The organism is Ruegeria sp. HKCCA0370, from assembly GCF_013033705.1.
Classification (GTDB): domain Bacteria; phylum Pseudomonadota; class Alphaproteobacteria; order Rhodobacterales; family Rhodobacteraceae; genus Ruegeria.
Genome location: NZ_WQEP01000023.1, coordinates 1 through 11,086, shown reverse-complemented (window position 1 = coordinate 11,086; position 11,086 = coordinate 1). Strand labels below are relative to the sequence as shown.

The window sequence follows — 11,086 nt, the reverse complement described above, 5'->3', positions numbered from 1 at the left end:
CTGATCGCATCAAGACGGGACATCCCTTCCCCATCAGAACTTCAACCTGCCGTAACTTCGAGACAATCTCTTCGGGCCTCGGTCGCTTGTTTGCCATTCTCAGTCCTCCGTTTCCTAAACATAACGGTGGACCCGTTCAGTTGGGGAGGCTCAGGCTAGTTCCTCAGTTTCGCCTGCAGCGCTAAATGTCGCGATGTCGGAGGCGAGCGATTGAGTTGTGATTGTTACCCATTCATTTGTTCCTGCAGCCTGTGCCGCGAGTGCAGCTCCAAGCTGGTCGCTCTCTTGAAGTTGGTCGTAGATATATAAAAGTCGATCTGATTGCTTGCTTGACTAGCCCCAGGCGTTCTGACGAGCTGACTCAGTTCATTGCCGGTTAGATTTCTAAGTGCCAAACCGGTGTCCTCAGTGCTAACGCCAAAGCCGCCAGTTTGAGCCAATCCGAGAAGCTCCGAAGCAGTTGGCTGAATATGGGTCTGGGGAAACTGATCTGTCACGAATGTGCCGGGATCAAGTGCGCGAATAATCGGCTGTTCTTGTGCGATAGCCTCAGTACAAAGAAGTGAGAAAGCCCCAAGTAGCAAAGGTGTTTTTTCATCCAATATCCCTCTCGTGGGTCCGATCAGACTTCTATGTAAATTAGTCTTGGTATCGCCAGATGCTGTTTCGCAGTCTGCCCTGAGTCAAGGCGGCAAGACGATCCAACTTACCATTGCTGGCCGATCTTGAGCATTTGAGCCGTCAACGGCGATTAGAAATATAGCGTCAAACCGAAGCATGTGGCCTTGCTTCTATGGCCGATGACAGCGTCAAGATTCACGGTTCATCCGTACGAGCAGAGCGCGGTTCAGCACTACTCCATTGGTAGTTCCAGAGGAACACGAGGAACAGTACACCGAACACTAAGTCGACGGCGCCGGGGCCAAGTAGCAGCACGTCTGCGCTGCCACTGGTGGTATACCAAATGCTCAAGCCCGCCAAACCCAACTGAGCGAACGCACCGGTCGCGATGATGGTGTGGTTTCGGTCCGGATTGAACGCCACCGCCATGAAACCCAGTCCGAATACGAAGGCGTGCAGTGCGAACAGGTAGAAGAACAGGCGATCACCGGCATCGAGCCCGAGGCAGTTCAGCGCCCAGTCCGAGAACACAACCAGGCCGAAAGTGCCGACGCAGTTGTAGAGGCCTTTTGCAATTAGCAATCGGCGCCAGTGGTAGTGACTCTTCATCGCTTTCTCCATCCTGGCAGCACAGCCGCCATTGCTAGTACAGGTCGAAGACCTCCTGGATCAGGGCATCCCAACGATGGTGCGGTTGGCCCGGGATGTGCGCGAAGCGGCTGTCGTCGTAGCAGCCCATTGGGTATTCGAGCACCGCCAGGAGGCAACGATTGCAGAGCGTGCAGGGACGCTCCGCTGCGTGCGCTGTTTTTTTCTCGCGGCTGGCCTTGAGTATCTCGTTCGGCAGATTGGGGTTGGCCAGCAGGGGGCGCGCAATGGACACTGCATCGCATTTACCATCGTCCAAGGCTGCCTGAATTCCTTCCAGGGTTTGGAAGGAACCGGTGCAGATGACCGGGATTGTCACGCGGGATTTAACGGCCTCGGCAGCATCGAGATTGACGCCCTCGAGCCTACGCCAGGCCGCGTCCTTGTTGTCTGCCGGTGGCCTGCGTCCCGCAACGAAACTTCCTATTGTCGGATAAAGTTCGCGCCGGAGCGACCGCTCCCATAAGAGCCTCGCCACCCACAGCAGGGGCCGCACTCTGAACGCAAGGTACCAGAGAAACGTGTAGGCCCCGCTGTCGATTAGTGACTTGTAAGTCCTCGGTACGAACTCGCTTGGGAAGTAACCTGCGGGATTGCAGGGATGCCCGAACATGCTGCCCGACGATACGTGGATCGCGTCCACGCCGTCTCTTTCGCACCATTCCGCGACCTGAACGTTTTCTTCAAGGGTGTTTCCTGGGTGGACCCAGGGGAAGACGCAGTTGTTTAGTTCCGCGATGCTGAGTTTGGCGATGAGGGTCATGTCACGGACCTTTGGATCGTCGCGAATTGCGCAGATGACCCGTCTCAGGAATTCGTACCGTGTTTTGATACAGCCGCCGGCAAAGTCGCCATCGGGACGACGGTTTATGGCGGCGCTCAGGAATTGCGTGAAGAGGTAACCGTTTCCCGAGTGCAGTTCAATCGCCTTGATTCCGGCACGCTGTGCCCTCCGCGCGGCGTTAACGAAGAGCGCGATGATCTTACAGGCCTCGCCGTCGGTCATCCGACGTCCCCTGAGGCCGTGGAAGAACCCCTTCCTATCAGTTGGTGCCGGCGGTTGGCGTCCGAGGTTCTCGATCCCTGCAATGTCCTGCTGACGTCCGGAGTGCGAGAGCTGCATTATGTAGTGGCATGGTTCCTCGCGACCCGTGGGCGTCGCCCTCGCGACCTGTTTGACGACCGATTCCCAGAACGGGATTCGCGCGTCGCAATCCACATGCGCGTAATTCGGCAGAATACGTCCGCTTGTGTGGATCGGTACGTGCGACGAGATGATGGCGCCGACACCTCCAGCTGCGAAGGTTCGTTCGAAGTTCCGGCGCCATTCCGTCCCCGAGCCGTCATAGTTGTCGATCCGTCCGGAGAGGCTTGACCTAAGCAGGCGGTTGTCCAGCTTTAGGCTCCCGATGTCCAGCGGGTCGTGGATACGTGGTGCCGTCATTTGGCCTCCTCACCCGTAAATTCAAGGGCCGACCGCCGCGCGATCAGTCATCAAGCCGATGGGGCCTTGACCGGGAACTTGCCTCTTTCGTGGTCGCCTTCACTTTGCGACCGGCGGCTTTATCGCCGTACAATCGGCGTTCACCGTCCTTTGCGTGACTGACAAGAAGTCTACGCATTTTTCATCTGAAGCCAAATCCGGTACGCGAAGCTCGCTGATCCGGCGCCTCAGCTCTGCCGAACGTTCATCCAGCATCACGCCAAGGACAGTCGTCGAGAGCTCCTCGCTGACCTCGTCCTGCCATTCAAACCGAGCTGGCAAGTCACCTTCGTATTTCGCCGTCCAAACTTCTCCATCCGCGAGCAACAGTCTTACCTCCAGGCGGAGCCGATTCTGCACGCTGCGCAGCACGCCCTCAAGGCGGTAAGCGCCGTCGGGGTCGGTCAGCTCACGGCCGATCCGCAGCCAGCCGGATGCCGACAGCAGCGCCCTAAGATCGCAGTCCAGCGCGTGGGCGATCTCGTGGATCTCATCCCTGGGATCGGTTGTACAGATAGGTGCAAGCTCGAGGAACAGGTCCTTGCTCCAGGCTTCTGCTCCGCTGGTCATCTGCCTGATCTCCCGCACGGAAAACGGCGCCGCCGTCCAGACGCGCAAGGGACGCGCCAAGTTTTTCAACTCCTGGATCCCCGCGTCGACGAAGATTCTGGCCACCGTCTCGTCCAGTGTCGCATACGTCGCATCGGAGATCGCGATCCCGGCGGGATCCGCGAACTCCTGCAATCTCGTCGCTACGTTCACAGCCGTTCCGAAGACCTCGCGATCGATTGGTACGACGTCGCCGATGTCCACTCCTATCCGCAGCTCAGCAGCATGCTCGAACGCGAGCAACTGCTGAACTTCGAGCGCGCAGTCGACGGCGCCGATCGCGCTGCCGAACTCGGTGATCCAACCGTCGCCGACGGTTTTGATGATCTTGCCCGAGTTGGTCCAGACCGCCGGTTTGAGAATACCCGACTCAATCTCGCGCACCATTCTGAGTGCTGCAGCTTCATCCGAGGTCAACATCCTCGAATACCCGACGACGTCGGCGATCAGGATTGCAGTCAATCGATGGGCCATGCCCTTCCTCCTCTGATAAGAGAAAGTGTGACGCAATCGTTTGAACGGGATTTGTCGGTGTGATTAACGCGATGTTAACGGCCCCGGCTGCCATTCAGCGCCAGCGGGGTCCGGATGGTCCGGAGCGCTGATCCCGGCGATTCCCGCCTGGACTTCGGCCAAGGCGATCGCCGCCTCTTCCCCCTGGCGCTTAAGGTCGCAGATCGTTTGCGCAATCTCGGCCGCGTTCTCTCCGGAACGGATGTACGCCTCCAGCCGATTGAGGCATGCGGCAAGCTGCGTCAGACCGAGACACCTCGCGGCACCGGCGAGGCGGTGCGCGGGATCGACCGCCTTAGAAAACGAACCGTCCTCTCCCGCAGCTTCAATCTCAGCCACGTTCTGGCTGATGGACTTCTGGAGTTGCCCGACAAGGTTCAGCATTTCGGCTGTTCCGACACTTTCCAGGACCTCCCGGAACAGCTCGGCTTCGAACGCCTCCGGGACTTTCAGCTTGTCGGGCCAATCCGCGTACATTCGTCCCCGTATGTGCGCAGCTTGATTGAGAACCGCATGAAGCTGATCCGCCTGGACCGGTTTCGCTACGACGTCGTCGCAACCTACCGCAAGGTAACCGTCGATGTCGGCAGGAAATACGTTAGCTGTAACGGCAATGATCGAGACCCAGTCCGCGCATCTGTTCTTTTCTTGCCGAAGGGCTCGAACCACGTCGACCCCATCCATATCGGGCAGTCGCATGTCCAGCAGGATTGCATCGAACTTGACATCCCGTACCAACGACACGGCGTCATATCCGCGGTCAACTGTCGTGACTGTGTGCCCAAACTTCTCCAACATTGCTTCGGCGACGCCCCGGCTGACGGGGTCGTCCTCGACGAGTAGCACGTGCAAGGGGGGGGTTATCCACTTCTTTGGGCCTTGTTCCGATTGCGGGGTATTTGTCTCGGCGCCAGCCACGAGATCGATCTCGAAGGAAAAGCGACTACCTTCGCCGACGACGCTCTCGGCTGACAGCGTGCCGTCCATGGCGTCGACCAAACGCTTGACGATAGAAAGGCCCAGACCGGTACCGCCAAACCGGCGCTGGACAGCGTTTGCTCCCTGGGTCAAGGGGTCGAAAATTCTGCCAAGATCTTCAGGCGGAATGCCTATCCCTGTATCCACAACCGAAAAACTAACAAGTGGTACGCTCCCGAAGCCCTCCGTCCTCGCGACCTTGATCGTTACTTCCCCGTCTTGCGTGAACTTGACGGCGTTCCCAGAGAGGTTAAGGAGAATCTGACGTACACGCGCTTCATCACCGAAAAGGAACCTCGGCACATCGTCAGCGATGTCGTAACTTATCGAAGTTACTTGCTTGGCGGCGATTGGCCTCAGTATCTCGACAACGTCTTCCACGACCTCAATCAGCGCGAAGCTCTCCCGTTCGATCTCCAGGCGCCCCGCTTCGATGCGAGCGATGTCCAAAACGTCGTCGATTAGTTTCAGCAGTAGTTCGCCAGATCTCTCGACTACTTCGAAGTCCTCTTGGATTGATGCTTGGAGGTCACTTCGACGGATGGCAAGTTGCGCGGTGCCAAGAATTCCATTCAGCGGAGTGCGCAACTCGTGGCTCATAGTCGCCAAGAATTCGGACTTCGCTTGGCTTGCAGCGAGTGCGTCGTCGCGCGCTTCGCGCAGTTCTTCTCGACTGTGCAAAAGCTCGCGCTGCTGCACGAAGTTCCGCCGGTCGTAGGACTCCAGCGTGTAACCGGCAAAGCCCAATATCAGTGACGTCGAGATCAGAAAGATCATGTTGTTGTAGAATATCGGCGTCGACAAATCGCCAAACAGAATTGCAACCACGAAGTAAGCAAGAACCGAGAGAGCTGTTCCCAGAAGTGCGTGTATGAATGTGAAGGGGAAAACGACAAAACACCCGATGATTATCAGCATGATGCCAGCATAGTACATTGTCTGACCCACCGTATCGGAGAGATAGATCAAGGCAATGATGCCAGAGCAGCAAACGATCAGTATCATCCACTGAATCAAACGGGCGACCCGGAGATAGAGTTCGGAATAGGTCATGGCAAGCGCTCCGACAAGGAACACGCACACGAAGACCCGAACCGTCCAAGCCGAACGATAGTTTTCACCTACGACCCAAGGATCGATAACGGAGAACACCACGTAGAGGACAATTGCCGCCAGAATGGCGAGCCGCGCCTGGGTTCTCGTCCTGCGACCGTGATCGGCCAGAAATCTGGACTCAAGTTCAGCGTCCCTGAACTTCAGCGTTAGAGGGTGCGGGGTCGTCAACCCCGCGGAATTCTGGCGGCTAGGCACAACATTCGACCTTAGTTGGGCATACTGGCGACAGCATACACTGAGTTGAGCACGTCACGTACCGGCTCAGAAAGGCACGACATCTGCGCCTATCTTGTAGCCGATCGTCGGCACCGTATCGATCAATTCCCTGCTTTTGCCCGGCTCCGAAAGCTTCTTCCGTATACGACTGACCAGAACATCAATAGTTCGGTCGGTTCCATCAGTTCGATGCTCCGCCATAGCGTCCAACAGCTGAGCACGGGACATTACACGCCCGTCAGCCTGTACCAATGCTGCAAGGACATCAAACTCCGCACGTGTCAGCTTCGCCGAGCCACCTCCGCGCGCGATGACCGTCCGCCGGCTCAGATCGAGCACCCATTCCCCTACTCGGACACGTTCAACACCCGTCTTTTGGGCAAAGTCTGCACTACTTCGTCTCAAAACGCTGCGGACACGAGCGACTAGCTCTCGCGGGTGGAACGGTTTGGTGATGTAGTCGTCTCCGCCCATCTCAAGCGCCGTGATCTTCTCACTGTCCGCGTCTCTGTGTGTGACGAAGATGATTGGGATCGACGAGCGGGCTCGAAGCCGCCGTGCCAGGACAAGCCCGTCCTCGTCGGGTAGCGAGAGATCAAGAAGCACCAAGCTGAAGTCTACGAACCGAATTTCGGCCTCGGCGGTCGCAACGTCTTCCGCTGCCGTGACGATAAACCCTTCGTTCTGGAGAAGTGCTCTCATTAGTGCGCGAACGGTGGGCTCGTCCTCGACGATCAATATGCGGGTTTTGCGAGACATCTTAAAGACAAAGCGTACCCCAATGGAGACCATAAATCCGCAGAAAAGTTGCCGAATGAGCTATGAACGCAGCTCACAACACCGCTGCGGCTCCCGGATCGAGCGCGTCTGCCTCGGGTGCATTCTAGAAACCACAACGCGCGACGCCTTTCGAATTTCATGCGTTCCAAACGTCTCGAAGGCGTACGCAATCGTGTTTCTGAGCTCTTCGCCAGAATCCTCTGCTTCAAATGAAACCCGCCTCTAGCCAAGAGCGGTCATTCGAGGCGTTTCAATCAACGGCAGGTTTGTTGCGCGACTTTCGAGTCTGAGACCAATGCAGCGAAGGTGCGGTTAAGACGATGCCCCTGAAGCCGCTTGGAAATGACCGCTTCGACGACCTCTGCAGTTGCGCGGCAGGATCGCCACTGCGAATGCGAACGGATGCTGCGTCAGAAACAGCCGCGTGAGCGAAGGGCGGGTCTGTCCCGCAATTTGTGAGTATGATCATTTCCAGTTTTCGCGAATGCAGCGAACGGCGGCAATGCGGGCTGCGACCGCAGCATCGGAGCTGGGAGATGAATGTCTCTTATGGGCCGGGGGTCTTCAACCCAACCGCTTCTTGAACCTCAGAGTTGCCGCCAACAATCCGAATGCCGCAAATCCGATCATCCAGAGAATCCCCCAGCGCAACTCGTAGAGCGAAGCATCTCGAAGAACCACACCGCGAATCATGTCCATGAAGTGCGTCGCAGGTAAAACTTGAGCAATCATTTGGACAGGTTTGGGCATACCGTCGAAGGGGAACATGAAGCCAGACATTAGGATTGAAGGCAGTAGGACAAAGATGGTCATTTGCATCGACTGGAGCTGGTTTTGAGCCAGGGTCGAGATCACCAGCCCAAGCGACAGGCTGGCGATGATGAACAACAAGGTCACTACAAGCAAAGTGCCCAATCCGCCGTTTATCGGGACATCGAACAGGATGTGCCCGAGACCCAGGATGATTGCGACCTGTATCAGGCCCAGAAAGATGTAGGGTATGATCTTGCCGATCATCAGTTCGATCGATTTGATCGGGGTGTTGATCAGCATCTCCATATTGCCCCGCTCGCGTTCGCGGACGATGGCGGCGGAGGTGAACAGGATCATCGTCATGGTTAGGATCACACCGACAAGACCCGGCACGATATTGACCGCCGACCGCTGCTCGGGATTGAAGTAAAGCGTCACCTCGAAGGTGGGCACCTGCCGGTTTGGTGGTTGTTTCAGCAGTTCTGTCAAAGGCATCGTGCGCAGGGATTTGATTGCGCTGGCGACCATGGTGTCCGAACCATCGACGATCCAATGGGCAACGGGCCGACTGCTGGTCTGGTCCGTTGCGTTGGGCAGACCCAAACCGACAGAGGGGCTGCGGGCAAGGCGTTGGCTGACATCGGGCGGGATGATCAGCGCGGCGCGCACGCGGGATTCAGTGATCGCGCGTTCGGCTTCTTGCGGGGTTGTTAGTTGTTCGGTGATGGTCACGACCTGCGTGGCTTGAACGATCTGCGCCAATGTGCGGGACAGCTCGGTTCCGGATTGGTCCACCACTGCTACGGGCACATGGCGCAGGTTGGTGTTGATCGCATAGCCGAACAGCAGCAGTTGGATCAGCGGGATCATGATGACCATGGCGAACGTCATCCGGTCTCGCCGTAGTTGCAGCAGTTCTTTCTTCAGTACAGCAACGATGCGGCGTGGCGAGATCACTGTTCTGGCCCCCGTGTGGCGCTGACGAACACGTCTTCCAGATTTGGTCGCTGCGGAGTCAGGGACAGGTCGGGAAACGCAGCAAGTTGGCCGCGCAACATGTCCACCGGCTGAGGTTCGGATTTTTCTACCAGCACACGTAGCCGCGACCCGACTTGCGCGGTCGACAGGATCTTGGGCTGGCCGTCCAACGCGTGTTTGACCTTGCGCAGGTCTGGGCCTTCAACTTCGACAACATCGGCCTGCAGATCGTCCATCAACTGACGCGGAGACCCTTCTGCCTTTTTCACCCCGTGTTGCAGGATCGCCAACCGGTGACAGCGCTCGGCCTCGTCCATGAAATGTGTCGAGACGATCATCGTCGCGCCCTGATCGACCAGATCGAACAGCTGTTCCCAGAATGTGCGACGGGTTTCAGGGTCAACGGCAGAGGTCGGTTCATCCAGAAACAGCAGCTTTGGTCGGTGCATGACGGTCGCCGCAAGCGCCAGTTTCTGTCGCTGTCCGCCACTCATGCTACCGCTTAGCTGATGCACATTGGTTGTCAGGTCATAGGTGTTTAGCAACTCGTCGATCCGGTTTGCCGCCGATTTGGCTGGAATGCCATAGATTTCAGCCGCAAACCGGAGGTTCTCCAGAACGGTCAGGTCGCGGTAATACGAGAAGATCTGGGTCATGTACCCGATCTCATCTTTTAACGGTTCAGCCGCGTCGGGCATTGACCGGCCCAAAACCGAGATCGCCCCACTGCTGGGGGTGAGCAAGCCGGTAAGCATCCGCATGGTGGTGGTCTTGCCGCAGCCATTGGGGCCGAGAAACCCGTAAATCTGGCCGGTTCGGATTTCGAGATCCAGATTGTTGACGGCTGTGTTTTCCCCAAACCGACGGGTCAGACCTTGCGTCGAGACGACGACGTCACTCATGGCATTGTGACCTGCACTGGTACACCGGCGGGCAGATCGGGTGTTGCAGTGGGCAGGTCAATCTCAGCCAAATAGACAAGGCGCGTGCGGTCGTCCTTGTTCAATCCGTAATAGGGGGTGAAGGACGCGTCGTCGCTGATCCAGCGGATCACGCCATCCAATGGATCGGCCAGCCCGTCAACGCGCACTTCCAGCGAATCGCCGGGTCTCAGATTGACGCGATGTGGCTCGGGAATGTAGACGCGCGCATAGGGGATTTGGCCCGTGACCATCACGGCCACCGGGCTACCGGATGTTACTCGTTCACCCAAATTCCACGGCAGGGAATCCAACACGCCGTCGCGGGTGGCCGTGACAGTCAAATTATCCAGTACAGTCTGTTCGGCGGCGATCGAGGCTTCTGCTGCCCGCACATTGGCTTCGGCAACCGCAAGGTCTTCGGGGCGGGTGCCGTTTTGCAGCTCTTTCAGGGATTGTTGAGCGCTGGCCAACTCAGCCCGCGCGGAATCGCGCAGGGCCAGATCATTTGCCACCTGAGCCTCGGTCACGACCGAGTTCTCGACCAGTCTGGCGTTTCGGTCATAGATAGCCTCGGCATCGGCAAGACGTGCAACAGCGCCCGCGACTTTGGCTTCGGCTATCGCAATCTCCTCCTCTCGCGGCCCCACCTGCAGTTTCAGAAGCGTGGCCTGGGCCTTTTCCAGTTCCGCCTGCGCCAGTGCTAACTTTGCGCTTTGCAATGTTGGATCAAGCTGAACCAGCGTGTCACCTGCCTTTACCACGGCTCCCTCTGCAACCGGTAAATCGACGACAATTTCGCTGGCTGTCGCGGTCAAGGCCACACGATCTCGTGCCAAAACGCCCAAGGCGACGCTGGTATCGGACCCAGAGCACCGGTCCAGAATGGCGGGCAGCACAGCGGCCAAAATCAGGGGTATGGGAATCGTCATATTCAGCAAGGTTACCCTCCGGTTGCTGGCCGCTATTCAGATGGGCCGGTTATTGAACCATACAATCAGGAAATTCGATTTGTATATATCGCCCTGTAGAAACGTCACGCAGGCAGGTGCGCCAGTCTTCGAACTTTTTCTCGATAAGGCGGGGATTGTCTTCCTGCAGGAAATGCACGCCACTGCCGATATCCACCACTTCGAGATTCTGGATGTTCTGGCGGCAACATTCGACGTCGTTCCAGCCAATAATTCCGCTGGGCGTAGCGTGAGCAACGTACCAAAAGCTCACTTTGTCCCGCGAACTGCGTGTTTATACGCATCGGGGTTTTGCGCACGCAGCGAACGGCAGGTTTTATGGCTGCGACTGCAGCGCCAAGGCAGTAGGTTGAATGTCGACTCTGGACCGTCCGTTAAGCTTTGCATGGTCCGGTTCCTGTGCATTGCCGTATGTCAACGGCGGCGTAAAAACCGGCCATGGGGCGGAGCAAAAGTCGTCCACTGATTGGGTGACCGGCGCCTTGGCAAACGGGCTCCGA

The 11,086-nt window shown here is 57.5% G+C and carries 10 protein-coding genes; all 10 read right to left on the bottom strand.

The genetic code is table 11. From position 1 onward, the window contains the following. Window positions 1–224: 224 nt before the first annotated feature. Entirely contained in the window at window positions 225–602 is a 378-nt protein-coding gene (locus tag GOW31_RS21685; protein WP_171172780.1) for a hypothetical protein, read from the bottom strand. A gap of 214 nt (window positions 603–816) precedes the next feature. Continuing rightward, window positions 817–1,242, bottom strand: a complete 426-nt coding sequence (locus tag GOW31_RS21680) for a hypothetical protein (RefSeq protein ID WP_171172779.1) — start codon at window positions 1,240–1,242, stop codon at window positions 817–819. 22 nt (window positions 1,243–1,264) lie between these two features. Further along, window positions 1,265–2,713: an NADH:flavin oxidoreductase gene (locus GOW31_RS21675; protein ID WP_171120919.1), complete on the bottom strand. Its 1,449-nt coding sequence runs from the start codon at window positions 2,711–2,713 to the stop codon at window positions 1,265–1,267. 99 nt (window positions 2,714–2,812) lie between these two features. Further along, window positions 2,813–3,835, bottom strand: coding sequence for an adenylate/guanylate cyclase domain-containing protein (locus GOW31_RS21670; RefSeq protein WP_171172778.1), 1,023 nt, complete (start codon window positions 3,833–3,835; stop codon window positions 2,813–2,815). A gap of 63 nt (window positions 3,836–3,898) precedes the next feature. Then, entirely contained in the window at window positions 3,899–5,905 is a 2,007-nt protein-coding gene (locus GOW31_RS21665; RefSeq protein ID WP_171172777.1) for an ATP-binding protein, read from the bottom strand. A 324-nt stretch (window positions 5,906–6,229) separates the two neighbouring features. Then, complete coding sequence (locus GOW31_RS21660; protein ID WP_256368214.1) at window positions 6,230–6,943, bottom strand: response regulator transcription factor; 714 nt, start codon at window positions 6,941–6,943, stop codon at window positions 6,230–6,232. A gap of 585 nt (window positions 6,944–7,528) precedes the next feature. Next, the gene (locus tag GOW31_RS21655) at window positions 7,529–8,674 is read right to left on the bottom strand and encodes an ABC transporter permease (RefSeq protein WP_171120927.1); all 1,146 of its coding nucleotides are present in this window, start codon (window positions 8,672–8,674) and stop codon (window positions 7,529–7,531) included. Further along, the gene (locus GOW31_RS21650; protein ID WP_171172776.1) at window positions 8,671–9,597 is read right to left on the bottom strand and encodes an ABC transporter ATP-binding protein; all 927 of its coding nucleotides are present in this window, start codon (window positions 9,595–9,597) and stop codon (window positions 8,671–8,673) included. Before GOW31_RS21650 ends, GOW31_RS21655 begins: the two co-directional genes overlap by 4 nt. Next, window positions 9,594–10,547, bottom strand: coding sequence for an HlyD family secretion protein (locus tag GOW31_RS21645; RefSeq protein WP_253284207.1), 954 nt, complete (start codon window positions 10,545–10,547; stop codon window positions 9,594–9,596). The genes GOW31_RS21650 and GOW31_RS21645 overlap by 4 nt, the downstream gene beginning before the upstream one ends. A 49-nt stretch (window positions 10,548–10,596) precedes the next feature. Continuing rightward, window positions 10,597–10,839, bottom strand: a complete 243-nt coding sequence (locus GOW31_RS21640; RefSeq protein WP_171172775.1) for a hypothetical protein — start codon at window positions 10,837–10,839, stop codon at window positions 10,597–10,599. Between the last annotated feature and the right edge of the window lie 247 nt (window positions 10,840–11,086).

Coding starts and splice junctions, on each gene's coding strand:
- GOW31_RS21680 (WP_171172779.1), bottom strand. CDS start 1,242: ATGGAGAAAGCGATGAAGAGTCACTACCACTGGCGCCGATTGCTAATT.
- GOW31_RS21675 (WP_171120919.1), bottom strand. CDS start 2,713: ATGACGGCACCACGTATCCACGACCCGCTGGACATCGGGAGCCTAAAG.
- GOW31_RS21670 (WP_171172778.1), bottom strand. CDS start 3,835: ATGGCCCATCGATTGACTGCAATCCTGATCGCCGACGTCGTCGGGTAT.
- GOW31_RS21665 (WP_171172777.1), bottom strand. CDS start 5,905: ATGACCTATTCCGAACTCTATCTCCGGGTCGCCCGTTTGATTCAGTGG.
- GOW31_RS21660 (WP_256368214.1), bottom strand. CDS start 6,943: ATGTCTCGCAAAACCCGCATATTGATCGTCGAGGACGAGCCCACCGTT.
- GOW31_RS21650 (WP_171172776.1), bottom strand. CDS start 9,597: ATGAGTGACGTCGTCGTCTCGACGCAAGGTCTGACCCGTCGGTTTGGG.
- GOW31_RS21645 (WP_253284207.1), bottom strand. CDS start 10,547: ATGACGATTCCCATACCCCTGATTTTGGCCGCTGTGCTGCCCGCCATT.